Source organism: Streptomyces sp. Pv4-95 (assembly GCF_045782725.1).
GTDB lineage: Bacteria > Actinomycetota > Actinomycetes > Streptomycetales > Streptomycetaceae > Streptomyces.
Genome location: NZ_CP127172.1, coordinates 3,054,715 through 3,081,378, shown reverse-complemented (window position 1 = coordinate 3,081,378; position 26,664 = coordinate 3,054,715). Strand labels below are relative to the sequence as shown.

The following is a 26,664-nucleotide window of genomic DNA, read 5'->3' as shown; positions in this document are numbered from 1 at the left end:
CGGGTAGGGCTGGTGCATCGTCTCTCGTACGGCTGCGGGGTGCGAAAAGCCGTGCGCAGCGAGACGGGCAAGGGTGATTTTCTCGCCGAAGCCGTCGTCAGGAGTAGACCGTGCTGCTACCGCATCAGCCCCTGCAGGATGCCGCCGTCGTGCCGGCCCAGCGAGTTGCCGCTCGCGACGACGCCGGCCCCTGGCATTCGGAGGCGGTGTGCCGTCGGGACGAAGCCGGGCTGTTCTTCGCCCCGTCCAAGGAACCGACCGCCGCGCGACTGGCCAGGGAAGAGGCCGCGAAACGCGTGTGCGCCCGTTGTCCGGTGATGGTCGAGTGCCGGGAGCACGCGCTGCTCCAGCCCGAGCCGTACGGCGTCTGGGGCGGCCTGACCGCCGCCGAGCGCCGGGTCGTGCTCGCCCGGCGGCGGCGCCGGGAGACCGAGCTCCAGCGAGCCGCCCACATGCCCGCGGTGGGCTGACGGCGCCGAACGGCTTCGGCTCACACACTTCGCCCCCGACGGAGACCTCCGTCGGGGGCGAAGTGTTGTGTCCGGCGGGGTGGTGGCCCCGCCGGTGCGTCAGCTGGGGCGCTCGAAGTCCACCGAGCTGTACGCGCGGAGCTTCGACAGCCGGTGCTGGGAGTCGATCTGGCGGATGGTGCCCGACTTGGAACGCATCACCAGCGACTGGGTGTAGGCGTTCTCGGCGCGGTAGCGGACACCGCGCAGCAGGTCGCCGTCGGTGATGCCGGTGGCGACGAAGAAGACGTTGTCGCCGCTGACCAGGTCCTCGATCTGCAGCACCTTGTCGAGGTCGTGGCCGGCGTCGAGGGCGCGCCCGCGCTCCTCGTCGTCCTTCGGCCACAGCTTGGCCTGGAGGGTGCCGCCCAGGCACTTGAGGGCACACGCCGCGATGATGCCCTCGGGGGTGCCGCCGATGCCCAGCAGCAGGTCCACGCCGGTGCCCTCGCGGGCCGCCATGATCGCGCCCGCGACGTCGCCGTCGGAGATGAACTTGATCCGGGCGCCGGCCTCCCGGACCTCCTTGACCAGTCCGTCGTGGCGCGGCCGGTCCAGGATGACGACGGTGACGTCCTCGACGGCGGATCGCTTGGCCTTGGCGATCCGGCGGATGTTCACCGCCACCGGGGCGTTGATGTCGACGTAGTCGGCGGCTTCGGGGCCGGTGGCGAGCTTGTCCATGTAGAAGACCGCGGACGGGTCGAACATCGTGCCGCGCTCGGCGACAGCCATCACGGACACGGCGTTGGCCATGCCCTTGGCGGTCAGCGTCGTGCCGTCCACCGGGTCCACGGCGACGTCGCACTCCGCGCCCGTCCCGTCGCCGACACGCTCACCGTTGTAGAGCATCGGGGCGTTGTCCTTCTCGCCCTCCCCGATGACCACGACGCCGTTCATCGAAACGGTGTGGATCAGGGCGCGCATGGCCTTGACCGCAGCGCCGTCCGCGCCGTTCTTGTCACCCCGGCCGACCCAGCGGCCCGAGGCCATGGCGCCGGCCTCGGTCACCCGGACCAGCTCCAGGGCGAGGTTGCGATCCGGAGCCTCGGGGCTGACCTCGAGGGGAGGCGGGAGATGATGCTCGGTCATCGAGCGCACCTTTCTGTACGGCGACGGCCGTGGAAGTGAGGGTGGTCATGACTTTATCGGTACGTCACGAAAATGAGCAGGGGGCCCTTCGCATGAGCGGCGCCGCGGGCCCCGCACGGCGGGCCGAACGGGCTGGTGGCGGCCGTGCGCGGGCTGCCTGCGGCGGGGCCGGGGCGCGGCCGGGGCGGCGGTGTGACGGCGGTCTCCGGGGGGCCCGTCCGACGCGTCGGAGGCATGGGGGACCATAGGGGCGTGGCAGGTATGCGAGGTAGGCAAACGGTGCGGGACATGGTCCTGTCGCTGGCGGTGATCGGCGCTCTCGTCGGGGCGATCTATGTGTTCATCCCGCACGACGACAGCCGGACCGCCGAGAAGAACGCGGTCCGGACCGTCGACTACCGCGTCGAGGCCATCACGGCCCGGCGCGCGGCGCCGTACCCGGTCGCGGTGCCCAAGGGGCTCCCCAAGACGTGGCGCGCCACCTCCGTCTCGTACGAGGCGAGCAACGACGGCAAGGGCGGCGCCTGGCACCTGGGCATGCTGGACCCCGAGCAGGAGTACGCCGCGATCGAGCAGAGCGACGCGCCCGCCAAGGAGTTCGTCAAGAAGGTCACCCTGGGCGCGACGAAGGCCGCGGGCAAGCAGGCCGTGGGCAGCGCGAAGTGGGACCGCTACAAGGGCGAGAAGTACAACGCCCTGGTCCGTACCGAGCCGGGTGTGACCACGGTCGTCACCGGCACCGCGCCGTACGGCAGGCTCGCGGAGCTGGCCGCCTCCCTGGAGGCGAAGAAGGGCTGAGAGGCGACGGTCCCTGGCGGGATCCGGACGTCCCGGCAGGAGATACGCATACGACGAGGCCGCCGCACCCGTGAGGGGTGCGGCGGCCTCGTCGTCGTACGGGGAGTCGCGCGGGACGGTTCAGACGGTGCTGACGGCCTCGTCGAACTCCAGGCGCGGCGAGCGCGGGAAGAAGGCGTCGGCGCCCGGCTTGCCGATGTTGATGACGAGGAAGGACTTCTGCTTGCCGTCGCCGAAGAACTCCTTGTCGATGCCGGTGAAGTCGAAGCCGGTCATCGGGCCCGCGGCCAGGCCGGCGGCGCGCACGCCGACGATGAAGTAGCCGGCCTGCAGGGTGGCGTTCTGGGTGCCGGCGGCCTCACGGGCGGCGAGCTCGGAGAAGAACGCGTCCTTGACGCCGGGGGCGGCGGGGAAGAGGCGCGGCAGGTGCTCGTGGAAGTCCAGGTCCACCGAGAGGATCGCGGTCAGCGGGGCGGACTGCGTCTTGGGGCCGTTGGCGCCCATGGCGTGCTCGACCAGGCGGCGGCGGGCGTCCTCGGAGCGGACCAGGGTGATCCGCAGCGGCGACTGGTTGAAGGCGGTCGGGGCGTACTTCACCAGGTCGTAGATGGCCTGGACCTGCTCGTCCGTCACCGGCTCGTCCGTGAACGTGTTGGCGGTCTGGGCCTCGCGGAAGAGGAGGTCCTGAGCGGCGGCGTCAAGGGCGAGAGACATAAAGGGCACCTCGGTGAGTCGGCTGGGGTTCAGGTTCTTCGACGAGCCTGAGGGGGCTACGTGAATCACTGTAGCGAAAATGTGTGAACATTCAACTAAAACCTGGGAAGTGTGAGTCGGTTCACATGGGGCGATAGGGGTGAGGAGGGCGAGACGGGCGAGGGGCGCATTCCGGGCCGGGCTCGGGACGCCCGTGGCCTCGGGTCGGCGTCTGCCGTGCGCCGCCTGTGCCGTGCGCCGCCTGTGCCGTCGCCGCAGCGGCGGCTCGGCCGGCGCGCCGGTACGTTCCGGATTCGGCGCCCCGGAGGCCACCGGGCACCGGTCTCCCGGCGGCACGCGCCCGCTGAGCTAACCCGCCCGCCGCGCTACCCACGCTGCGCGTCCGCCCCCTCCGGGGACTCCGCAAGTGCCGCGTCCAGCCGGGCCCGGGCGCCGTCCAGCCAGCGCCGGCAGACCTTCGCCAGCTCCTCGCCGCGCTCCCACAGTGCGAGGGACTCCTCCAGGGTCGTACCGCCCGCCTCCAGGCTGCGGACCACCTCGATGAGTTCGTCCCGCGCCTGCTCGTAGCCGAGCGTGGAGTCCACGGCGGCCACCTCGGTCTCCGCGCCGGCCGCAGCCCCGCGCTCGGCGTCCGCCATGCCGTCCGTCTTCGCCTTCGCCATGTCTCCCACCCTATGCGGGGGGTGTGACAGCGCCAGGAACGCCGTCCACCCGCACCCGGAACTCGCCCTCGGCCACCCTGGCCCGCAACTCCTCGTCCGCCCCGACCTCCTCCGGGGAGCGCACGGCCGCCCCGTCCGGCTTCTGGAGCACGGCATACCCCCGCTCCAGCGTCGCCTTCGGGGAGAGCGCGACCACCCTTGCCAGGGTGTGCGCCAGCTCGGAGTCCGCGCGGTCCAGCAGGTGCCCCAGCGTCCGCCTGCCCCGCTCCAGCAGCGCCGTGACCTGCTCCTCGCGCTCCTCGACCATGCGCCGGGGCTGCTGCATCGACGGCCGGTGCAGGGCCGCGGCGAGCCCCCGCTCCTCGCGCTCCACGAAGCCGCGGACCGCGCGCAGTGCCCGCTCGCGCAGTTGCGCGACCCGGGCCAGCTCCTCGCCCACGTCCGGCACGACCTTCTTGGCGGCGTCGGTCGGGGTGGACGCGCGCAGGTCGGCGACCAGGTCCAGCAGCGGGCTGTCCGGTTCGTGCCCGATCGCGGAGACGACGGGGGTGCGGGCCGCGGCCACCGCCCGGACGAGCTGTTCGTCGGAGAACGGCAGCAGGTCCTCCACGCTGCCGCCACCACGCGCCACGATGATCACGTCCACCTCGGGGTGCGCGTCCAGCTCCTGGACCGCCTCGATCACCTGCGGCACGGCGTGCACCCCCTGGACCGGCACATTGCGCACCTCGAAGCGGACCGCGGGCCAGCGGTGCCTGGCGTTCTCCAGGACGTCCCGCTCCGCGGCGCTTGCCCGGCCGCAGACCAGGCCGATCAGCTGCGGCAGGAACGGCAGTGACGTCTTGCGGTCGGCCGCGAACAGCCCCTCGGCGGCCAGCGACTTCTTCAACTGCTCCAGCCGGGCGAGGAGTTCACCGACGCCGACCGGTTTGATCTCGGCGGCCCGCAGCGACAGCTGCCCGCGCGGGGCGTACCACTCGGGCTTGGCGTGCACCACGACCCGGGCGCCCTCGCTCACCACCTCGGCGACCCGGTCGAAGACCTGGCGGTAGCACGTCACGCTCACCGAGATGTCGTACGACGGGTCGCGCAGCGTCAGGAAGACGACGCCCGCGCCGGGCCGCCGGGAGAGCTGGGTGATCTGCCCCTCGACCCACACCGCGCCGAGCCGGTCGATCCACCCGCCGATGAGCCGGGACACCTCGCCGACCGGGATCGGCGCTTCCGGGGACGTAGAGACAGCCATACGAGCGAGGGTATCGGCGGCCACCGACAGCGGGCAGCGGCCGCGAGCCCGGCAGCGGCCGGATCCCCTTGGCCCGAACCCGTTGGTCCGGCTCCTCCGGGCCCGGCGCACTCGCCGGCCCGCCTCTCCTCACACCGGCGGGCCCGAAGCCTCCCGCTCGCCCCGGTACTGCACCGCCAGCACCACCAGCCCCACCGCCAACCAGACGCCGCCCACGATCTGCGCCGTCGCCGACGCCTCGACGATCACGGCGACGACCACCGCGAAGCCCAGCACCGGCACCACCACATGCCGCAGCACGCTCGGCACCTCGGCCCGCTTGCGCACCCGGAACCAGCCGACCACCGACGCGTGCAGCAGCGCGAACGCGGTCAGCGCCCCGACGTTCACGATCGACGACAGATGATCCAGCCCGTCGTCCCTGCGGGCCGCCCAGACCGCCGCCACCAGCGTCACCAGGGCCGCGCCCAGCAGGGCCCGGCGCGGCACCCCGCTGCCCGCGTCCACCTTCGACATCGCCCCCGGCAGCCGCCGGTCCCGGGCCATCGCGAACAGCAGCCTGCCCGCCGCGGCCTGCCCCGCCAGCGCCGCGAACGCCGCACCGATCGCCTTGCTGACGGCCACCAGGTCGTGCAGCCAGTCGCCCACCGCCGAGTCGACCGTGGTGTAGAAGGCTTCGCCCTGCTCCCCGGGGTGGGCCGCCAGCTCCGCCGCGCTCACCGGCGCCAGCAGCGCCGCCAGGTACGTCTGCACCGCGAACAGCACGCCGGCCACCGCGAGGCAGGTGAGCACCGCGCGCGCCACCCTGTCGGACCCGAGCAGCCCGGAACCCGGCGCGCCCTTCGCCTCCTCCGCGAAGGAGGCGATCGCGTCGAAACCCAGATACGACAGCACCGCCACCGACACCGCGGCGAGCACCGCGCTCATCGAGAAGCCGCCCTCGCCCGACAGCGGCGCCGCCCAGCCGCGCTGCGCCCCATGGGCGCTCAGCTCGACGACCGCCGCGACCACGAACACCGCGAGCACCGCGATCTCCATCGCGAGCACCGCGAACCCGACGATCGCGGCGGTCCGTACCCCCCACAGGTTCAGCAGCGTCGTCACCACCACCGCGATCGCCGTCCACACCCATTCGTGCACCGAAGGCACCAGCGCGTGCATGGCGATCCCGGAGAACAGATACGCGACCGCCGGAATCAGCAGGTAGTCCAGCATCGCCATCCACCCGGCGATGAACCCCGGGCCGGGGCCCAGCCCCACCCGGGCGTAGGTGTAGACCGATCCGGCCTGCGGGGCGACCCGCACCATCTGCGCGTACGAGTAGGCGGTGAAGGCCATCGCGACGGTCGCGACGATGTAGACCATCGCGATCGCGCCGTGCGACTTGGCCTGCAGCGTGCCGAAGATGCCGACCGGGGCCATGGGCGCGATGAACAGCAGCCCGTAGACGATCAGATCCCGGAACGTCAGCGTCCGGCGCAGCGATCCGGCCTCGGCGCTGCTCCCGCCCCCGCCGGGGGTCCCCGAGCCGTGCCCCTCCGCGCCCTCACCCGTCTCGCCGAACGTCCTCGGCATCATGCCTCCCTCTGGTGTGCCGGGCCCCGCCCGGATGTTCGACGCCGGGCAGGGCACGTTCCTCAGTCTCGGTCACCGGTGCGATCTTTGGGGGTTGAGGTACGGCCGTACGATGGGACGCATGACTGCTACGCCCAGCCCGCCGCCCGCCTCCAATCCGAGCGGAGACGCTTCGCGTCGCGGGGAGACCCGCCGGGTCCTGCTCGCCGCCCCTCGTGGCTATTGCGCGGGCGTGGACCGCGCGGTGATCGCCGTCGAGAAAGCCCTGGAGCAGTACGGCGCGCCCGTCTACGTACGCCACGAGATCGTGCACAACAAGTACGTCGTGAAGACCCTGGAGAAGAAGGGCGCGATCTTCGTCGAGGAGACCGAAGAGGTGCCCGAGGGCAACATCGTCATCTTCTCGGCCCACGGCGTCGCCCCGGTCGTCCACGACGAGGCCAAACGCGGCAAGCTCGCCACCATCGACGCCACCTGCCCGCTGGTCACCAAGGTCCACAAGGAAGCCGTCCGGTACGCCGGTGAGGACTACGACATCCTCCTGATCGGTCACGAGGGCCACGAAGAGGTCGTCGGCACCAGCGGCGAGGCCCCCGAGCACATCACCATCGTCGACGGCCCCGACGACGTGCAGAACGTCGAGGTCCGCGACCCGGAGAAGGTCGTCTGGCTCTCCCAGACCACGCTCTCCGTCGACGAGACCATGGAGACCGTCGGCGCGCTCAAGGGCCGCTACCCCAACCTCCTCTCGCCGCCGAGCGACGACATCTGCTACGCCACCCAGAACCGCCAGGTCGCGGTGAAGCAGATGGGCGCGGAGGCCGACCTCGTCATCGTCGTCGGCTCCAAGAACTCCTCGAACTCCGTCCGCCTGGTCGAGGTCGCCCTCGGTGCGGGCGCCCGCGACGCCCACCTCGTCGACTACGCCGAGGAGATCGACGAGGCATGGCTGGAGGGCGTGAACACGGTCGGTGTCACCTCCGGCGCCTCCGTCCCGGAGATCCTCGTCCACGGCGTCCTGGACTGGCTCGCCCAGCGCGGCTACGAAGACGTCGAGACGATCACGGCCGCCGAGGAGTCCATCGCCTTCTCGCTGCCCAAGGAACTCCGCCGCGACCTGCGCGCCGAGGCCCGGTCGGCCGTGGAGGGCTGAGCACAGCGGGCTTCGCGTGGACCCGGCCCCGCCGGGTCCACGCCGGCCTTCCGCCCGCCGCCCTTCGCCGGGTTCTCCACGCGGATCCGCCCCGCAGGACCTAGCCTTTTCCCATGAAGGTCTTCGGTGTGGACATCGGCGGATCAGGCATCAAGGGCGCCCCGGTGGATCTGGAGCGCGGCGACCTCGCGGAGGAGCGCCACAAGGTGCTGACCCCGCACCCGGCGACCCCGGAGGCCGTCGCGGACAGCGTCCGGGAGGTCGTCGACCACTTCGGGTGGCAGGGCCCGGTCGGCGCCACGTTCCCCGGCGTGGTCACCGGCGGTACGACCCGCACCGCCGCCAATGTCGACAAACACTGGATCGGCGTCGACGCCGCCGCCCTGCTCACCAGCCGGATCGGCGGCGCGTCCGGCAGCAGCCCGGTCACCCTCCTCAACGACGCGGACGCCGCGGGTCTCGCCGAGATGCGCTACGGCGCGGGCCGCGGCCGCAGCGGCACGGTCATCGTGCTCACCCTCGGCACGGGCATCGGCAGCGCCGTCTTCACCGGCGGCCGGCTCGTCCCCAACACCGAGCTCGGCCACCTGGAACTGCGCGGTCACGACGCCGAGAAGCGCGCCTCCACCAAGGCCAAGGAGGACGAGGACCTGACCTGGCAGCACTGGGCACGCCGCGTCCGCAAATACCTCGCGCACGTGGAGATGCTCTTCTCGCCCGAGCTGTTCGTGATCGGCGGCGGGGTCAGCCGCAAGGCGGAGAAGTTCCTGCCCCTGCTGGAGGACATCAGGGCCGAGATCGTACCGGCGCAGCTTCAGAACAACGCGGGGATTGTCGGGGCCGCCATGGCTGCGCACGCCGCCCGGGCTGGCGGGCCACCCGCTGCGGACGCCCCTTCGCCGGCTGCCGCCCAGGATCCCGGCCCGCGGGACCCGCGCCCTGCGGTCGGGACACCGGCCGGCCGAGCCGACGGCGGGCGATGATCAGGGCCTTGCGGAAGAGCGCCAGCAGCGCGCAGAGCACGGTGCCGGCGTAGAGCCATCCCGCGTTCATCGCGAGGACGGTGAAGACGCCCATCAGCATCCCGCCGAACCCGTGGCTGCCACGCTGGATCGGCACCGTCCCCACGACGAACGCGATGGGCAGCGCGATCGGCGCGGTGATCAGGTCGTAGGGCCGCACCCACAGCGCCGCACAGGCGCTGACCAGCATGAAGAACACGCCGTACGCGGCCTGCGAGCCGCCGAACAGCAGCCCGTCCACCGCCGCGAACGCCAGCAGCGCGAGAGTCGCCAGCAGCCAGCACCCCAGGCCGGTGAGCTTGGGCGCCGGCAGCCGGCGCAGCACGGCGGCCACCGGAGCCAGCGGGCCGCGGTGCCGTGGCCGGGCGCGGTAGACCGTCGAGGTCTCACCCCCGATCTGCGGACCGGGTCCGTCCGGCTGCGCGGGTCCGCCCGGCTGCGCGGGTCCGCCCGGAGCCGGACGGGTCGGCGCGCGGGCACCGGCCTTTGCGGGGCCGCGGGCCGACGCCTGCGCGGCGGACGGCCTCGCGGCCCGCGCCGCGGGCCGAAGACCGGCCGGTCGGGGCGAGACGGCGTCTGTGGGGCGGGGAAGCCGGGCGTCCTGACCCGTGGCCGGACGGCCTCTCCGCTGCGGACTGGGCTGAGGGCTGCGCGCTTCGTGTTGCTCCACTCGCCAACGGTAGGCAGACAAGTGCGATCAACAGGCTATGGGACACGCGTTTTCACCTAGCTTGGCGCTCCGTTCGACCCACGGCCACCGGCTCGGCGGTGTACGGCCCCGGGCGGGGCGCGGTCGGCCGGCCGCCCCGTAGACTGGTGGATCGGCCCCTCAGGGAGCCGCTCACCGCCCTCACCGCCTCGCACCGGGAAGTCGCCACCGTGTCGCTCACGATCGGAATCGTCGGTCTGCCGAATGTCGGCAAGTCGACCATGTTCAACGCCCTGACCAAGAACGACGTGCTGGCGGCCAACTACCCGTTCGCCACCATCGAGCCGAACGTCGGCGTCGTCGGTGTCCCGGACCCGCGGCTGGCCACCCTCGCCGAGATCTTCAGCTCGCAGAAGGTGCTCCCGGCGACCGTCGACTTCGTCGACATCGCGGGCATCGTCCGCGGCGCCTCCGAGGGTGAGGGCCTGGGCAACAAGTTCCTCGCCAACATCCGCGAGTCCGATGCGATCTGCCAGGTCATCCGCGCCTTCAAGGACGAGAACGTCGTCCACGTCGACGGCAAGGTCTCGCCCAAGGACGACATCGAGACGATCAATACCGAGCTGATCCTCGCCGACCTCCAGACCATCGAGAAGGTGCTGCCGCGCCTCCAGAAGGAGTCGCGGATCAAGAAGGACGTGGCCCCCAAGGTCAAGGCGGTCGAGGAGGCCAAGGAGATCCTGGAGAAGGGCGACACCCTCTTCTCCGCGGGCATCGTCCAGGGCTCGGGCAACGAGGAGCTCCTGCACGACCTGCACCTGCTCACCACCAAGCCCTTCCTCTACGTCTTCAACGTCGACGAGGACGAGCTGACCGACGAGGACTTCAAGAACGAGCAGCGCGCCCTGGTCGCCCCCGCCGAGGCCATCTTCCTCAACGCCAAGCTGGAGGCCGACCTCGCCGAGCTGGACGAGGAGGACGCCATGGAGCTCCTCCAGTCCGTCGGCGCCGAGGAGCCCGGCCTCGCCACCCTCGCCCACGTCGGCTTCAACACCCTGGGCCTCCAGACGTACCTGACGGCAGGCCCCAAGGAAACCCGCGCCTGGACCATCAAGAAGGGCGCCACCGCCCCCGAGGCAGCCGGCGTGATCCACACCGACTTCCAGAAGGGCTTCATCAAGGCCGAGGTCATCTCCTTCGCCGACCTGGTCGAAACGGGCTCGGTCGCGGTGGCACGGTCGGCGGGCAAGGCCCGGATGGAAGGCAAGGAATATGTGATGCAGGACGGGGACGTGGTGGAGTTCCGCTTCAATGTTTAATTGAAGTTTCAACTAAATTGTTGTCCTGTGAAGTCGCAGGTCAAGAGGGGTCCGTCAATCCAAGATGGGCCCCTTTTGCGGCTCATTGAAGGTCCGACGGTGCTTTTGGTGCTGGGCGCTGCCTCGGAGGGCCGGATTCGACCACCTGCCGGCACATATGGCCCCCGGGATGTTGTCCCGTGCTGACATTGCGCTTTGCAGGACTGTCGGGCGGCTAGGCCGAGGTTGATGCAGGCGGACGTTGGGGCATGAGGAGGTGCACCTCGGCGGGAAAACGGCCGCCTGGCTCAGCCGGGCCGCCACTCGCCCTGCGACCTTCACCCCTCGATCAGGGGCTGACCTCCACACCCTGGTGTCTGTGAAGGCACCTAGTCCAACTCATCGCGTATGACACGAGCTAGGCCCTTGGGTGCCGCGGACTGACGGCATCTTGTGAGAGAACCCGGCGCTATCGTTGGGGCACTCAGCTTTGGCTTTGCCTCTAGTGGCAAAGCTGTCGCGCACTGACATACGAAGGATGGGCGCCGAAGAATGGACAGGTCGCACGTACAGCTCACCGCGAGACCGCGATCAGGCTCTGGGCTTGGCGCTGGCAAGGGGGTGGCGTGCTAGTGGCCCTCAAGAAGTCCGACCTGTACAGCTCGCTGTGGCGGAGCTGCGACGAGCTGCGTGGCGGCATGGACGCCAGCCAGTACAAGGACTACATCCTGACGCTGCTGTTCGTAAAGTACGTGACGGACAAGGCCAAGTCCGATCCGAACTCCTTGATCGACGTCCCCGTCGGCGGATCCTTCGATGACATGGTTGCTCTCAAGGGAGACAAGGAGATCGGTGACAAGATCAACAAGATCATCGGCAAGCTCGCCGAGTCCAACGGGCTTGAGAAGGTCATCGACCTGGCCGACTTCAACGACGAGGAGAAGCTCGGCAAGGGCAAGGAGATGCAGGATCGCCTCTCCAAGCTGGTGACGATCTTCGCTGATCTCGACTTCCGGGGTAGCCGTGCTGAGGGCGATGACCTGCTGGGCGATGCCTACGAGTATCTGATGCGGCACTTCGCAACGGAGTCGGGTAAGTCGAAGGGCCAGTTCTACACCCCGGCCGAGGTCTCGCGGGTACTCGCCAAGGTCGTCGGTATGGGAGCGGGCACCCGGCAGGACCACACGGTCTACGACCCCACGTGCGGGTCCGGGTCATTGCTTCTCAAGGTCGCTGACGAGGCCCCACGTGGCCTCACCATCTACGGCCAAGAGAAGGACAACGCCACCTGGGCGCTGGCCCAGATGAACATGATCCTCCACGGCTACGAGGACCGTGACATCCGCAAGGGTGACACGATTACCAGCCCACAGTTCACCCAGGGCGCACGGCTCCAGACCTTCGACTTCGCCGTCGCCAACCCGCCGTTCTCAATCAAGTCGTGGAGCAACGGCCTGGAGAACGACTACGGTCGCTTCGAGTTCGGCCGGCCGCCGGAGAAGAACGGCGACTACGCCTTCCTGCTGCACATCCTCAAGTCGCTAAAGAGCACGGGCAAGGCGGCCGTTATTCTGCCCCACGGTGTGCTGTTCCGCGGCCATGCCGAGGCGAGCATTCGTAAGGAGTTGCTGCGCCGCGGCTACATCAAGGGCATCATTGGTCTGCCCGCGAACCTCTTTTACGGCACCGGCATTCCTGCATGCATCATCGTCCTCGCCAAGGAGAACGCCCAGGCGCGCACTGGCGTGTTCATGATCGACGCTTCCAAGGGCTTCATCAAGGACGGCAACAAAAACCGGCTCCGGAGCCAGGACCTTCACAAGATTGTCGACGTCTTCAACAAGCAGACCGAGATCGAGCGCTACTCGCGCATGGTGCCGCTCCGCGAGATCGCTGATCCGAAGAACGACTACAACCTCAACATCCCCCGGTACATTGACTCCTCCGAGCCGGAGGACATCCAGGATCTTCACGCCCACATGCACGGAGGGATCCCGGACCGCGACCTGGACGCACTCAACGGGTATTGGGAGGCGTTCCCAAGCCTTCGTACCACGCTCTTCAAGTCAAACCGCCCTGGTTACAGCGATCTTGCGGTCGGTGTGGCTGAAGTGCAGCAGACCATCCTGGACTCCGACGAGTTCCAGAAGTTCGTCACGGACATCCGCGGCCAGGTTGACGACTGGTTCACCGCGCATCGGCCGGTCCTGCAAGCGCTGACCCCGAACACTGTCCCCAAGGACCTGATCGCTCGTATTGGAGACGATCTACTGGCCCGGTTCAAGAACACCCTTCTGCTCGACGAGTACAGCGTCTACGAGCAACTTATGGACTATTGGCACGGAGTCATGCACGACGATGTCTTCCTGGTCATGAACGACGGGTGGTGTGAGGCGGCGAAGCCCCGCAAGACCATCGAGGACAAGGAACGCAAGCTCTCCGAGACCCCGGACCTTGTCATTGGCTCGGGGCGCAGCGTCACCAAGTACAAGATGGACCTGATCCCGCCAGCGCTTGTCGTCGCTCGTTACTTTGCGAACGAGCAGGCCAAGGTCGACGCATTGCACGCGGCAGCCGAAGAGGCAAGCCGTGCTGTAGAGGAGTACATCGAGGAGCACGCCGTAGAGGACGGTTTGCTTGCCGAGGCGATGGAGGACGGCAAGATCTCCAAGCCACTTGCTTCGACACGGCTCAAGGTGGCCCGGCATGAGGGAGCTGACCCTGAAGAGATCAAGGCGTTGCAGCGCCTGGTCAAGCTGTACAACGAAGAGTCTGTCGCCAAAAAGGCCGCCAAGGAGGCCCAGGCTGCTCTCGATCTCGCGACTCTCAAGAAGTACGGCGACCTCACCGAACCTGAGATCAAGCAGCTTGTGCTTGACGACAAGTGGTATGCGACGGTCGCCAGCCGTGTGGCGTCTGAGGCTGAGTTGCTCACGCTCGCGCTCGTCTCACGGATCCAGCAGCTCGGTGAACGGTACGCCGCAACGGCCGGAGACCTGGTGACCGATCTCGCAAAGCTGGAAAGCCTCGTTGCGGGGCACCTCGCCGACATGGGGGTGGTGTGATGGATGGCTGGAAAGTGGTTAGTGTTGCCGATGTCGCGGCTCCAAGCCCGAATTCGCTGGCCACGGGACCTTTTGGGTCCAGCATCGGGTCGAGGTTTTTCCGTGCTTTCGGAGTGCCGGTCATCCGTGGTGGCAACCTGAGTGCTGACTCTGCTGTCCGGATCAACGACAAGAATCTCGTCTTCCTGACTCAGGAAAAGGCTGCCGAGTTTTCCCGCTCGACCGTCTATAAAGGTGATCTGATCTTCACCTCGTGGGGCACAATCAATCAAGTAGGTTTGATCGATGGCTCTTCGGAATACGACAAGTATGTGATCTCCAACAAACAGATGAAGCTGACGCCAAATCCAGAGATTGCGGAGCCGGAGTTTCTATACTATCTCTTCTCTGGTCCGGCCATGCAGCGGGAGATCCTGGAAGGTTCGATCGGCAGCTCGATCCCCGGATTCAACCTGACTCGCCTGAGGTCCATTGAAATCCTGCTGCCGCCGATCGAGGAACAGCGGCGTATCGCCCGTGCGCTGACAGATGTGGAGCGGCTGGAGGAGAGGCTGCGCGCGCTCATTGACAAGAAGCAGGCGATCAAGCGAGGCATGCTGCAAGAACTTCTAACTGGCAAGACCGCCCTGCAAGGTTCACTGTCAACCGGACGTAACGCTGCACTCGGGGAAATCACGACCTGGTTGTCGGGGGGAACTCCCAACCGAAACAACCCCACTTACTGGGGCGGAACGATCCCGTGGATCAGCGCAGCAACGCTTAGGCATTCTCGTGTGCACGATTCCGATCAACATCTTACTGCAGCTGGAGTGCAAGCAGGCAGCAAGCTCGCTCCGGCCGGTGCAACTCTCGTCCTCGTGCGCGGCATGGCCTTGCATCGCGAGACGCGCATTGGGATGGCAACTCGACCGGTCAGCTTCAATCAAGATGTTAAAGCGCTGGTTCCTAAGCCTGGTGTCCTACCTGAGTACCTCGTGTACGCGCTGCAAGCTCGGAGTGCCCATGTGCTCGATCTGGTGTCGTCAGCTGGGAGCGGAACTGGCGTGCTCGATACAAAACTACTGCAACGCCTTCCTGTCTGGGTTCCCAACGAAACCAACCAGCGCAGGATTGTGACGGCAATTGACGCAGTCGACCGTAATGTTGAAGCGCTTGATCGTTTGCTCTCCAAGACGCAAGCCATCAAGCAGGGCTTTATGCAACAGCGCCTCACCGGCCGCACCCGCCTTCCCGCCAAGGAGAGCGCAGCATGAGCAACGTCGGCCAGCCGGAGCGGACGACTCAAAACCGCGTCGTCAAGCTGTTCCAAGACTCGTTGGGCTACGAGTACCTCGGCATCTGGGGTTGCCGTGCGGCAAACTCCAATGTCGATGTCGAGTTGCTCACTCAGAACCTCCGCGCTCGGGGCTATAGCGACAACCTCATCAACAAGGCGATCGACAACCTGAAGAGCGACGCCTCGCTCGGTGGCGGTCGTGATCTGTATGAGGCGAACCGAGACGTCTACGACCTGCTCCGGTACGGCGCGAAAGTCAAGCCCGGTGTCGGCGAGCAGACGGAGACGGTCTGGCTTATCGACTGGGCTTGCCCCGAAGCCAACCACTTCGCTCTGGCTGAGGAAGTGACGGTGCTGGGGCAGCACACGAAGCGCCCAGACATCGTGCTGTACGTCAACGGCATCGCCTTCGGGACGATCGAGCTCAAGCGCTCAAAGGTCGCCGTCTCTGAAGGCATCCGCCAGAGCATCGGGAACCAGCGTCCTGAGTTCATCCGTTCGTTCTTCACGACGGTGCAGCTCGTCATGGCCGGCAACGACGTGGAGGGGCTGCGTTACAGCGTCATCGATACGCCGGAGAAGTACTGGCTCGCATGGCGTGAACCGTCCGACATCGCCTCCCCCCTCGATCGGGCCTTGACGCAGCTCTGCTCGAAGGCGCGCTTACTCGAGCTGGTTCACGACTTCATGGTCTTCGACGCGGGGCAGAAAAAGACCTGTCGGCACAACCAGTACTTCGGCGTCAAGGCGGCTCAGGAGCGGATCGTCAAGCGCGAGGGCGGCATCATCTGGCATACCCAGGGCTCCGGCAAGTCGTTGACTATGGTGTGGCTGGCTAAGTGGATCCGGGAGTCTCAAGTTGGCACAAACCCACGGGTCTTGCTGATCACTGACCGGACCGAACTGGATGACCAGATTCAGAAGGTCTTCCAGGGAGCCAAAGAGCCCATCTACCGGACCAAGAGCAGCGCTGATCTCCTCGCCACCTTGAATGCGAGCGAAGAGTGGCTGATGTGCTCGCTGGTTCACAAGTTCCGTGGCTCAGAAGACGAGTCCGCCCGTGATGAAGCTGAGAGTGAGTTCATTCGTGAGCTCACAGCAACCGTCCCCAAGAACTTCCAGGCCAAGGGCAACCTTTTCGTCTTCGTGGACGAAGCCCACCGTACGCAATCAGGCAAGATGCACGATGCTATGAAGGCGCTTATGCCTGGTGTCATGTTCATCGGCTTCACGGGCACACCTCTCCTCAAAGAGGACAAGGACACCACTGTCCAGCGGTTCGGCAGCTTTATTCACACCTACAGGTTCAACGAGGGCGTTGCCGATGGTGTCGTGCTCGACTTGCGTTACGAAGCGCGCAACATCGACCAGGACCTGACCTCGCCGGCGAAGGTCGACCAGTGGTTTGAGGCCAAGACTCGCGGCATGACGGACCTCTCGCGTGCCGAGCTCAAGAAGCGCTGGGGCACCGTGCAGAAGGTCGCCAGCTCGGAACCGCGAGCCCGGGAGATAGTCAACGACATCCTGTTCGACATGGAGACCAAGCCGCGGCTGATGGATGGCCGAGGCAACGCCATGCTCGTCAGTCAAAGCATCTACCAGGCGTGCAAGTTCTACGAGCTGTTCATTCAGGCCGGGTTCAAGGGCAAGTGCGCCATCATCACGTCGTACACACCGCAGGCGAGTGACATCGCCAAGGAAGACTCAGGCCACGGCGCGACCGAGCGCCTGCGCCAGTACGAGATCTACCGGCAGATGCTCGCGGATCACTTCAACGAGCCCCCGGACAAGGCGATGGGCAAGGTCGAGCAGTTCGATAGGGACGTTAAGGAACGTTTCATCAATGACCCGGCTCAGATGCGGCTGCTTATCGTCGTCGACAAGCTCCTGACCGGATTCGACGCCCCGAGTGCGACGTACCTGTACATCGACAAGAAGATGCAGGACCACGGCCTGTTTCAGGCGATCTGCCGAGTCAACCGCCTCGACGGCGAGGACAAGGACTACGGCTATATCGTCGACTACCGCGACTTGTTCAACTCCCTTGAGTCAGCGATCAAGGACTACACCGGTGCTGCTCTGCAGGGCTACGACAAGAAGGACATCGAGGGGCTGTTGCCAGACCGACTCGAGAAGGCCCGGTCCGACCTTGATGAGGCTCTGGAGAACATCCGAGCGCTCTGCGAGCTGGTTGAACCACCAAAGGACACCCTTCAGTACCAGCAGTACTTTTGCGCCGGGGAGCAAGGCAACGCCGAGCAGCTCAAGGCTAATGAACCCAAGCGCGTTAGGCTTTACAAGTCTGTGGCGGCCGTAACCCGCGCGTACGGCAACCTCGCCAACGAAATGCAGGCCGCTAGGTACAAGGACGCTGAAGCCGCAGCGATCAAGGAAGAGGTCGCCCACTACGCCAACGTGCGTGATGAGGTGAAGCTCGGTGCCGGTGAGAATGTTGACTTCAAGCAGTACGAGGCCGGCATGCGACACCTGTTGGACACCTACATCAACGCCAGCCCCTCCGAGGTGGTATCTGATTTCCAGGAAGCCGGACTGGTTCAGTTGATCGTCGAGATGGGAGCTGGCGCGCTCGACAAGCTTCCCGCAGGCATCAAGAAGGACCCGGAAGCGGTGGCTGAAACGATCACCAACAACATGCGCGCGGTGATCATCGACGAGCGCCCGATGAACCCCAAGTACTACGACAAGATGTCGGAGCTGCTCGACTCCATACTCGAGGAACGGCGGCAAAGCGCTCTGGACTACAAGGATTATCTCGCGAAGCTCCTGGAACACGCGTCCAAACTCGGCAAGGGCGAGTCGGACACCGAGTATCCGGAGTGGGCTGACAATGGGGCTCGCCGTGCTCTGATTGATTTCTTCGGTCCGTCACCGGACCTGGCTGTGCTTGTGGACACCACCATCCTCCATACCAAGCCCGACTCGTGGGTAGGCAACACGATGAAGGAAAAGAAGGTTAGACGCGCGCTCATTCAAGCGCTGACCGCCGATTTCGACCGACTTGATGAGCTGCTGGAATTGCTGAAGGCGCGCCATGAGTACCGCTAACGCCTCTCTCACCGTCCGTGGCATCGATGTCGACATCATCTACAAGAATATCAAGAACCTGCACATCGGTGTCTACCCACCACTGGGGCGCGTCCGTGTAGCAGCGCCGCGCCAGCTCGACGATGAGCAAGTGCGACTCGCTGTAATCCAACGCCTGTCGTGGATCAAAGAGCAACGAGAGCAGTTTCGATCCGCCGAACGGCAATCCACGCGAGAGATGGTCACAGGTGAGTCCCACTATGTGTGGGGCGTTCGCCGCAGGATGAAGGTCGTGGAGCGTCCAGGGCGGGCTCACTTCGAACTAGACGGTGAACGACTGCTGCTGTACGTCCCGGTCGGCACAACAGCTGAACGGCGGCGGGACTTGCTGGACCGCTGGTATCGGGAGCAGCTTCGGCATGTGCTCCCGGGTTTGATTGCCAAGTGGGAAGCAGCCCTCGAGGTTTCGGTGCCGCGATGGAATCTCAAGCGGATGAAGACCAAGTGGGGCTCGTGTAATCGTGAGACCGGGCGCATCTGGTTCAACGTCGAGCTTGCGAAGAAGCCTCCAGGCTGCCTCGAGTACATCGTTGTCCACGAGATGACGCACTACTTGGAACGCAACCACGATGAGCGCTTCACCAAGCTCATGGATAGGGTCATGCCAAATTGGCGGAGCCTTCGTGACCAGCTAAATGACGCCCCACTTGCAGAGGAAGAGTGGGCCTGAAGGAGCGACAGGAGGAGCCCCTCGCACGACGTACTAGCGCAAACAGGGGCACGACGTGGGCCGGCGGCGTGAGCTGCCAGACGGGCACACAACCTTGAACTGATCTCGTCGTGATCGCTCTGTCAGAGCGAGGCGATAGGGTCCAAACTCAGTTCGACCGTAGTGCGGGTGTCCGCCGCAGAACCGGAGGCTCGACCCGGTGAAGTTCATTGTCCTGCCCCAAGACACGCCTGTGCGCTCAGGCCCCGAGGCCGTGGTCCTAGTAGCCGACGACTGGGATGACTTCGGCTTCCGCACCGGCTACACGCTTTGGTACAGAGACTCACAGACGCAGACGAACCTGGGTTTCGTCAAGATCGCCGTCGCTGGGCAGGAAGACGGCCCCAGCCCCATCCGTGCCGGGGTCTACGATGGCTCGCCACCGGGTGAACTCTTCTCCCTTGGGCAGAGTGATCGCTACTACGACAACATCAAGAAGCTTGGACACGAGAGGCGCGAAGGAATCCTCCGGGGGCTCTCCGACGTCGCCTTCAACCCCGACCTTCTTGAGACCGCTATGCAGTACTCAGTGACACGATCATCACTGTTGCGGACGATCGAGGAACAGACGGTCAGGGCCCAGTTCAACCGGATCGCACGCGGCGGAGTCCGACTGACCGAGTACCGGTTCCGCTACACAGCACCGCGGCATGGGGCTGAGAGCACTCTCGACTTCAAGATCGATCCTGGCTCCACGCCGTCTAGCAATATTCACGTCCTCATTGGCCGCAACGGAGTTGGCAAAACGACCCTGCTGCGGAACCTTGCCGCTGCGGTCGTCTGGCCCGAGAGGCACGCGGAACTCGGCCGCGTGGATGTGCTACCGACGCCCACGTCCGCAACCGGCGAGACGTTCGTGAACGTGGTCTCGGTCACCTTCAGTGCCTTCGATCCCTTCGTCGAAGTGGTCGAGGAGAGCGATCCCCAAGCGGTGAAGTACACCTACGTCGGCCTCCAAAGCACCTGGCTCGATGAACTGCCTGCCGGTACCCAGCAGCAACGACTGCAAGCGGCCTTCAACGCTGGAATCCATGCAGTCATCAACTCGCGCGACCTCGTGCGCTGGCGCGAGGCCATAACGCTGTTGAGCCGAGACCCGCAGTTTGCGAACTCCGCCATCGCGGCCTACGCCCGCGACATACGAGACGGCATGAAAGTCACAGAAGCCCACGTACGGGACCTGACTTCTGCCTTCGGACGTATGAGCTCAGGTCACGCGATCGTCACGCTGACCATGACACGGCTCGTGCATCTCGTGGCTGAGCAGTCCCTAGTCCTACTGGACGAGCCCGAAGCCCATTTGCATCCGCCGCTGCTGGCTTCCTTTATGCAGGCGCTGTCCAACCTGTTGTCCGCGCGCAACGGAGTCGCAGTAGTTGCTACACACTCGCCAGTCGTACTCCAGACGGTGCCACAGTCCTGCGTATACAAGCTCATACGCCAGGGCGAGAGCAGCCGCTCCGAGCGCCCGATGATCGAGACGTACGGCGAAAACGTGGGCGTGCTCACCCACGAGGTGTTCGGGCTGGAAGTGATGGAGTCCGGCTTCTACTCGGAAATCGGCAAAGCAGTGGCCGCGCTGGACACATACGAAGAGGTTCTTGCTCACTTCGACGGCAAGCTCGGCGGAGAGGCAAAAGGGTTGGTCCGGGTCCTTCTCGCAGAGAAGACGGATGGGCCCCTTTGATGTGGCCCCTGAAGGTTCCCATGCGGAAGGCGAGTGACAGTTATCAGGCATGTGTCGCTCGTACCAAGGCCGAAGAGCGGCGTGAGCGGCTTCTCAACGCGGCCAACGCCGTGCAGATGGCTGGCCAGGCGCTTCGTGAGGCTGCCGCTGCCAGAAAGCTGCACGACCTTGACCCGAAGGGCTTTAAGGTTCCCGAGATCGCCGACGACGCCTTCGTGGATTGGGCCTACGAGAACGGCACGCAGACCGTCGGGGGGCGGGTGATACGTGACGAGCTGATGGCCGCTCCGCCCAACGAACGATGCCCGTTATGCAGACAGGGCACCGTTCGCCAACTTGACCATTTCATGCCGAAGAGTCACTTCCCTGTCCTGTGTGTCGATCCGCTCAACCTTGTCCCCGTATGCGAGCAGTGCAATTCGATCAAGGGGAACAAGCGGCCGGACAGCGCCGAGAACACACTCCTGCATCCATATCTCGACCGGGTATCCCACGAGGGCTGGTTGGATGCGCGATCGATCCACGATTCGGACACCGTGCGGCTGCGCTTCTTCGTCAGCCCGCCGACATCCTGGGACGCCACGCTCATCGCGCGGGTGAAGAACCACTTCACGCTCTTCAAGCTGGGGAAGCGCTACGCCATCGAAGCCAACCGCGCGATCTCCGATGTGACGCATAGCGTCGAGAGGCAGCGTAAACGCGGCGGCGCACGCATGGTCCGGATGTACCTGGAGGATGAAGCGGAGAGCCGGTTCGCCGTAGACCTCAACAGCTGCGAAGGCATCACGTACCGGACACTTGCAGCCGACGACCTCTACTGCGAAGGCCCTTCCGGGCAAGACAATCCCAGCTCGGTGGGCTCACTGTGACAAACCAGATTTGGTGTAGCGACGCAGCCCTCGTCGACTTGGGTTGCTGTCCCGTGGCTGGCGTCTCCTGACCCGCATATCCCAGTGCTCCTGAGGCCGTGTTGCCTCCTACGCCAAGGAGCCAAACCGGCAGGGCCGTTGGTTCAGCCTGGGACTGAAGGGTCACGTTCGCCGAAAAGGGCGGATTAGTGACGTGCATCTTGTTCGGTTGTGAGGCGCTGGCGATGATCTGAGGTGCTGGGGCCGGCTGCAGAATTGGGGACTTGGGTGGCGAGCGTCTTTCAGAGGTGCAAGCGGGATGTCCGTGATCGGAACTATCCCTGCACACGCCCAAGATGCGGTCACGCGTGGACCGTGCGGTATCGGGAGCCAGGCGGCAGGAGAGGGCGACAGCGGGAGGAGTCGTTTTCGCGGAGGATCGGCCTGGACGGTGCGGACGCCTTCGCCTCCGGCGTGGAGAGGGACAAGAAGGCCCGCGTCTGAGTCGATCCTGCGCGCGGTGCCATGTCTTTGTCGGTCTGGGCCGAGGGGTGGCTTGAGCGGCGAGTCATCGGTGAGGCGACCCGTCGCAACTACGAAGGGTTCGTCCGCAACCATCTTGGGCCGCGCCTTGGCTGAAAGCCCTTGGCTGGGCTTGCGCGGCGGGACTTTGAGAAGTTCGTCAAGGACATCTACCGAGGTGGTGCAGGGCTGGCTGCATCGACGGTGAACGACCGCATGGTGATGGTGGCCGCCATCATGGAGGCGGCCGTCGTCGACAAGCGCATCACGGAGAACCCAGCGCGGGGTATCCGGGTATCCCGTAGGGCTGTGCTGGCGGTGGATGAGGACGAAGTTCCGACGCCAGCCGAGGTGGATTTGATCGCTGCGCATATCGCGCCGAAGTTCCGCCTCACCGTCTACCTTCAGTCCGGCACAGGTCAGCGTCCCAGCGAAGCCCTGGCCTTTTCCACCGAGTGCAGGCGGCCTGGCTCTGTCAGGATCCGATGGCAGGTCAGCGCCAAGGCGCACCAGGAGCACTGTAAGACGCCCTTCTTGCCGCTCAAGCATCAGCTGGAGAAGGAGTGCCGAGACGTCCCAACCGCCCTGTTCATCGAGCAGGAGATCGACGCTCACCTCCTCAAATGGAAGCCGATGCCCGTGGTCTTCACCGGGCAGAAGGGGAGACGGATTCGGCTCGAGACCTTCTTTGCCCCGCATCAGCCTGGCGTTGGCGTGATGCCGTCCATCTCCTCCTACGGCCACCAGTTCAAGGGGGCGTGCCTCGCGGCCGGCCTGGTCGATCTGGACGGCAACGCCAAGTACACGCCCCGCAGCTTGCGGCACTTCTTCGCCTCCACGGCCCTGGCCAACGGTGTGCCGATCCACGAGGTCTCGCGTTGGCTGGGCCACCGCTCGGTCAAGACCACGGTGGACATCTACGGGCATCTGTTGCCTAGCGCGTGGGGTCGCTGCCGGGAAGTTCTACAGCACGCTATGCGGCCCGCGTCCCCGAGCGCGACGTCCCTCCCGCCAGAGGAGGCGAGCTGGAGCGCCGGCAACCGAGCTGCGTAGGAGTACGAGAGCGGGGTCGTCTACATGGTGCTGAGATAGAACGCCCGTGCTGGGATGGTGCTGGGATGACCCCTGCAAGATCCGCGTTTCCTCAGGTGGGAGCTCTGTACTACGGATTCCGCTTCAACGTTTGAGCGGATGACGTGACCACGCGTCACTGACCTGCCGGACGGGCAGGTCGCAAGGGGTCGGCTCCTGCGGGGGCCGGCCCCTCGCTCTTTCCGTGCCGGGGCGGTGCCGGGGTCGGAGGGGCCTCAGCGGGATGTTTCCAGCGGTCGCGGGAAATGCGCTGCGAGCCCGGGAGCGAGCAGCCATGATGCAGGGGTGGCCGCGTGCTTACGGGTCACACTGCCGGTCTGTGCTGGTCAGTCATGGTTTGTGCTGATCCGTGCCGGTGGGTCCGTTGCCGCGCGCGGGTGACTCGGGGGAGTGCCACGGTGGATCGCCGTCTGTCGATGATGCTGGCCGGGGGCTGCGCCATGTCCCAGGCGTTCTTCCTCCTCGCGGTCCATCCGGTGCGGCTGAGCGCCGTGGGCGGCGACGCGTCGCGTCTTCCCGACGGTCCCGTCCGGGTGTTGGGCCTGGACGTCGCCGGGTTCGCTGTGCGGGATCTCGGTCATGTCGGCGGCTGGGGGCCTCAGCTGGTCTACGTCGTCCTCTGCGCCGTACTGACGTATGCGGTGCTCAGGGCCGTGCCGGGGATGCGGCCGCGGGTCGGCGCGGTCGCGGCGCTGATCGGCGCCGCGCTGCTGGCCGCAGGGGTCGCGGAGCTGCTCGTCCCGGTCCTGGACCCCGCGTCGACGTCGGCGATGTGGACTCAGAACGAGTGGCTCGTCAGCCTCCGGATGACGGGGGCGCCGTCCGCGCCCGTGGAGTTCGCGCTGTGGGTGGCGTGGATGCCGGTCATGGTCTGGATGGAGTTATGGCTCCTGCGGCGGTGGCCGCCCGTCCAGGCACTGGTGGGGAGCACCGGCCTTCCCGGGGGGAACGAGGCACCGGAGCCGGCCCTCGCGACGGCGCGGGAACGCCGGGACGTGGTGTTCGCGGGGCTCATTCCGGTGGTGCTGCTCGCCGTCGCCGGCGGCGCCGTCCTGCGGCACGCGAACGTGCGCACGTGGGAGCAGACCCCCTCGCTCACCTTCGACCCCGAACTCTGGTTCCCCTACCGTCCTCCGGAGCTGATCGCGGAGTGGAGCGGGCTCCTCTACCCGGCGTTGCGGCTGCGTCCGCTCGCGACCGAGGAATCCCCCGGATGGCGCGCGACCCTCGCCGTCTGCCTCGTCCTGCTCGCCGTTCTGGCGGTGGCGCTGCGCATCGTGGTCCGGCGTGCCCCGGACGGACATCCGATGCGCTTCTTCCTGCGCTGCTGGTACGCGACGCTGCTCGCCTCCGTGGCGGCCGCGTTCGTGGAGAGCGTGCTGCTGAGGGAGCACGCCCCGCGTGAGCGGGGGATGAGTTTCGCACCCTCCTTCGATATTGCCCTCTCCGAGGCCGTTCGCTTCGGCACCGCGTGGGGGTGGGTCACGGGCGCCGTGTGCCTGGGCGCGCTCCTGGCCACCTCGCGTCGACGAATCCGTACGAAACCGAGCGTGGAGGAAGGACGGCTGACGCATGCCGAGTGACCGACGGGTGGTCCGCAGGACCGGAGCGCTCACTCGGCTGAGCGTCCGCCGCGGCGCGGGGCGGGCCCGCCCCGGGAGGGCCGGTGCCGCGACCGAAACCCCAAGCAGGCTGCGCCACTTGCGGAGTCCCGCCACCTGGCTCGCCGGCATTCTGCTCACGGTGGTGACGGTGACCTTCCAGGACACGTTGACCGGCGCCGTGAAGGCCGTCCTGCCGCTCGACCGGCTGCCGGACCGGATCTCGCCGCAGGGTGCCGTCCATGTCGTCGAGGTCAAGGACGTCAAGGTCTCCGGTGAGTACCTGGTCCGCGGGGACCGCGGCGGACGCTTCGGGAAGGTGCTTTACAGCGGACAGTGGCGGCAGAAGGGAGACATCCTCGACGTCGGCGAGAGCGAGTGGATGGTCACCCTGGAGGGGCGCGCCGCGCAGCAGGTCCGGATCACCGACATCGTGCCCGAGCTGGAGGGCGGGAAGTGCTCGCCGCCCCTCGGCGGCAGCCTCGTGCTCTCCCCGGCGCAGGGCGAATCGAAGGTCATCCCCCTGGAAGTGACCATCGACTCCCCGCTGCCCCGGCTCACCGCGCAGACGGAGGGAGCCAAGGCCGGAGCTCCGTACTTCACCGGCTCGCAGGCCCGGCACATCACGCTCAAGCAGAACGAGAGCGAGGCGTTCCTGCTCAGGGCGAAAACGGAGCGGGGCCACTGCCGCTGGCGCTACCGCATTCACTACCAGGTCGGCGGCAGCACCGCGGAGATGGTCCTGGAGCGGCCGGGCGGCAAGCCCTTCGAAGTGACCGGTCAGCTGTCGGATGTGGGCGGGTACCGATCCGTGTACGCCCCCTCCTTCGTCTGCGCCGCCAACGGCCACGCCCCGGACACGTGGATCACGGGTACCGGTGCGGAGTACGCCCGCGCTCTGCGCAGAGGCAAGGAAGGTCCCTGCCCCGGGCCGTGAGTCGTTACCGGGCCCGAAGGCGTGAACCGGGCAGCAGGAAAAGGGGGTTGATCCATTGTGGACCGAAAACGCTCGCCGAAGCATCCACTTCACGAACGATCTTGCGGCGATCTCGCCCGCCTAACGTGAGGGCATGACGCGGACAACGGGCGAGGATCTGGTGTGTACGGCGGGCGACGGCGTGGAGCTGGCCGTCCGCGATTTCGGCGGGGACGGCCCGGCGGTGCTGTTGTTGCACGGCGCCGGGCGGACGCTGCTCGACTGGGAACGGGCCGCGCCCGTGCTGGCCGAGGGGCACCGGGTGCTGGCGATGGACCTGCGGGGCCACGGGCGGTCGGGGGACGGCACGAAGCCGTGGACTCTCGCCGCGGCGGTGGACGACGTGACCGCGGTGCTGGCGGCGCGCGGGGTGCCGGACGCCGTGGTGGTCGGCCATTCGATGGGAGGGATGATCGCCGCGCTGTGCCTGGAGCGCAACGCCGCCACACCCGCGGCGGTCAATCTCGACGGGCACGGTATGGGGCGGGCCGAGCAGTATGCCGGGCTGGATCCGGCGTACGTGCGCGAGCGTCTTGCCGAGGCGCGGGACTTCGCGGAGCAGAGCGGTGGACGCCCTTTTGCCGAAGAGGCGTTGACGGGTGTGCTGGGCTATCACGCTTCCATGGCCGAGCAGTTGGGCATACCGGCCGACCTCATGGAGGCGGGGGTGCGCCGCGCTCTCCAGGCGACGGCGGACGGCCGGCTGTTCCTGCGGCCGGGGCACGGGCAGGCCGTGCAGGCGCAGCGGGAGATGGCGGGGCTCGATCTGTTCGCGCTGTACCGGCGGGTGACGCGCCCCCTGCTGATCGCGCGGGCTCTGCGCCCCAATCCGCCGGTCCCGGGCATGCCGTCGTGGTTCGACGAGATGATGGCGGCCTATACGGATGGGCTGCGCACGGATCTCGGGGAGCTGGCGCGGACGTACCCGTGCGTGACGGTCGCCGGGGTCGACGGAACGCACGCGATGCTGCTGGAGCGGCCCGCGGAGGTTGCCGGGCTGGTGGCCGGATTCGTGGCCACGGCGGCGGGGGAGGGCGGCGGTTGAGACGCACCGAAGGGTGCCTC

Annotated in this window: 20 protein-coding genes and 1 pseudogene; 15 read left to right on the top strand and 6 right to left on the bottom strand. The window is 66.7% G+C overall.

What is annotated here, in order from left to right:
* Positions 1-110: 110 nt before the first annotated feature.
* Positions 111-470 (top strand): WhiB family transcriptional regulator, encoded by a 360-nt coding sequence (locus QOM21_RS13490; RefSeq protein ID WP_407550138.1) that lies wholly within the window; start codon positions 111-113, stop codon positions 468-470.
* Positions 471-569: 99 nt separating this feature from the next.
* On the opposite strand, the gene glpX is transcribed toward QOM21_RS13490, so the two are convergent.
* Positions 570-1,601 carry a class II fructose-bisphosphatase gene (glpX, locus tag QOM21_RS13485; protein WP_393896323.1) on the bottom strand — a complete coding sequence of 344 codons (1,032 nt, stop codon included), beginning with the start codon at positions 1,599-1,601 and terminating at the stop codon, positions 570-572.
* A gap of 261 nt (positions 1,602-1,862) precedes the next feature.
* On the opposite strand from glpX, the gene QOM21_RS13480 reads away from it, so the two are divergent.
* Positions 1,863-2,399 (top strand): DUF4245 domain-containing protein, encoded by a 537-nt coding sequence (locus QOM21_RS13480; RefSeq protein WP_407550137.1) that lies wholly within the window; start codon positions 1,863-1,865, stop codon positions 2,397-2,399.
* A gap of 120 nt (positions 2,400-2,519) precedes the next feature.
* On the opposite strand, the gene QOM21_RS13475 is transcribed toward QOM21_RS13480, so the two are convergent.
* The 4 genes from QOM21_RS13475 to QOM21_RS13460 all read right to left on the bottom strand — a co-directional run bounded on the left by QOM21_RS13475 (position 2,520) and on the right by QOM21_RS13460 (position 6,596).
* Positions 2,520-3,113, bottom strand: coding sequence for a malonic semialdehyde reductase (locus tag QOM21_RS13475; RefSeq protein ID WP_407550136.1), 594 nt, complete (start codon positions 3,111-3,113; stop codon positions 2,520-2,522).
* Positions 3,114-3,478: 365 nt separating this feature from the next.
* A complete protein-coding gene (locus QOM21_RS13470; RefSeq protein ID WP_407550135.1) occupies positions 3,479-3,775 on the bottom strand; it encodes an exodeoxyribonuclease VII small subunit in 297 nt (98 codons plus the stop codon).
* Positions 3,776-3,785: 10 nt separating this feature from the next.
* Positions 3,786-5,021 (bottom strand): exodeoxyribonuclease VII large subunit, encoded by a 1,236-nt coding sequence (xseA, locus tag QOM21_RS13465; protein ID WP_407550134.1) that lies wholly within the window; start codon positions 5,019-5,021, stop codon positions 3,786-3,788.
* A gap of 129 nt (positions 5,022-5,150) precedes the next feature.
* Positions 5,151-6,596 carry an APC family permease gene (locus QOM21_RS13460; protein ID WP_407555662.1) on the bottom strand — a complete coding sequence of 482 codons (1,446 nt, stop codon included), beginning with the start codon at positions 6,594-6,596 and terminating at the stop codon, positions 5,151-5,153.
* A gap of 121 nt (positions 6,597-6,717) precedes the next feature.
* On the opposite strand from QOM21_RS13460, the gene QOM21_RS13455 reads away from it, so the two are divergent.
* Positions 6,718-7,749, top strand: a complete 1,032-nt coding sequence (locus QOM21_RS13455; RefSeq protein WP_407550133.1) for a 4-hydroxy-3-methylbut-2-enyl diphosphate reductase — start codon at positions 6,718-6,720, stop codon at positions 7,747-7,749.
* Positions 7,750-7,862: 113 nt separating this feature from the next.
* Positions 7,863-8,732: a polyphosphate--glucose phosphotransferase gene (ppgK, locus tag QOM21_RS13450; protein WP_407550132.1), complete on the top strand. Its 870-nt coding sequence runs from the start codon at positions 7,863-7,865 to the stop codon at positions 8,730-8,732.
* 61 nt (positions 8,733-8,793) lie between these two features.
* Here the strand turns inward: ppgK and QOM21_RS13445 are convergent.
* Positions 8,794-9,012 (bottom strand): annotated as a pseudogene (locus tag QOM21_RS13445) (DUF6542 domain-containing protein); the annotation flags it as partial.
* A gap of 638 nt (positions 9,013-9,650) precedes the next feature.
* On the opposite strand from QOM21_RS13445, the gene ychF reads away from it, so the two are divergent.
* The 11 genes from ychF to QOM21_RS13390 all read left to right on the top strand — a co-directional run bounded on the left by ychF (position 9,651) and on the right by QOM21_RS13390 (position 26,644).
* On the top strand, positions 9,651-10,739 hold the full coding sequence (ychF, locus tag QOM21_RS13440) for a redox-regulated ATPase YchF (RefSeq protein ID WP_407555661.1): 1,089 nt from the start codon (positions 9,651-9,653) through the stop codon (positions 10,737-10,739).
* Between the two features lie 611 nt (positions 10,740-11,350).
* Positions 11,351-13,783, top strand: a complete 2,433-nt coding sequence (locus QOM21_RS13435) for a type I restriction-modification system subunit M (protein WP_407550131.1) — start codon at positions 11,351-11,353, stop codon at positions 13,781-13,783.
* On the top strand, positions 13,783-15,036 hold the full coding sequence (locus QOM21_RS13430) for a restriction endonuclease subunit S (protein WP_407550130.1): 1,254 nt from the start codon (positions 13,783-13,785) through the stop codon (positions 15,034-15,036). Before QOM21_RS13435 ends, QOM21_RS13430 begins: the two co-directional genes overlap by 1 nt.
* On the top strand, positions 15,033-18,125 hold the full coding sequence (locus QOM21_RS13425) for a type I restriction endonuclease subunit R (protein WP_407550129.1): 3,093 nt from the start codon (positions 15,033-15,035) through the stop codon (positions 18,123-18,125). Before QOM21_RS13430 ends, QOM21_RS13425 begins: the two co-directional genes overlap by 4 nt.
* Positions 18,112-18,834 carry a M48 family metallopeptidase gene (locus QOM21_RS13420; RefSeq protein WP_407550128.1) on the top strand — a complete coding sequence of 241 codons (723 nt, stop codon included), beginning with the start codon at positions 18,112-18,114 and terminating at the stop codon, positions 18,832-18,834. The genes QOM21_RS13425 and QOM21_RS13420 overlap by 14 nt, the downstream gene beginning before the upstream one ends.
* 199 nt (positions 18,835-19,033) lie before the next feature.
* Complete coding sequence (locus QOM21_RS13415; RefSeq protein ID WP_407550127.1) at positions 19,034-20,560, top strand: ATP-dependent nuclease; 1,527 nt, start codon at positions 19,034-19,036, stop codon at positions 20,558-20,560.
* A 20-nt stretch (positions 20,561-20,580) separates the two neighbouring features.
* Positions 20,581-21,429 carry a hypothetical protein gene (locus tag QOM21_RS13410; protein WP_407550126.1) on the top strand — a complete coding sequence of 283 codons (849 nt, stop codon included), beginning with the start codon at positions 20,581-20,583 and terminating at the stop codon, positions 21,427-21,429.
* Positions 21,430-22,053: 624 nt separating this feature from the next.
* Entirely contained in the window at positions 22,054-22,983 is a 930-nt protein-coding gene (locus QOM21_RS13405) for a tyrosine-type recombinase/integrase (RefSeq protein WP_407550125.1), read from the top strand.
* A 437-nt stretch (positions 22,984-23,420) separates the two neighbouring features.
* Entirely contained in the window at positions 23,421-24,605 is a 1,185-nt protein-coding gene (locus QOM21_RS13400) for a hypothetical protein (protein ID WP_407550124.1), read from the top strand.
* Positions 24,606-24,723: 118 nt separating this feature from the next.
* On the top strand, positions 24,724-25,560 hold the full coding sequence (locus QOM21_RS13395) for a hypothetical protein (RefSeq protein WP_407550123.1): 837 nt from the start codon (positions 24,724-24,726) through the stop codon (positions 25,558-25,560).
* 133 nt (positions 25,561-25,693) lie between these two features.
* Complete coding sequence (locus tag QOM21_RS13390; protein WP_407550122.1) at positions 25,694-26,644, top strand: alpha/beta fold hydrolase; 951 nt, start codon at positions 25,694-25,696, stop codon at positions 26,642-26,644.
* Positions 26,645-26,664: the final 20 nt, after the last annotated feature.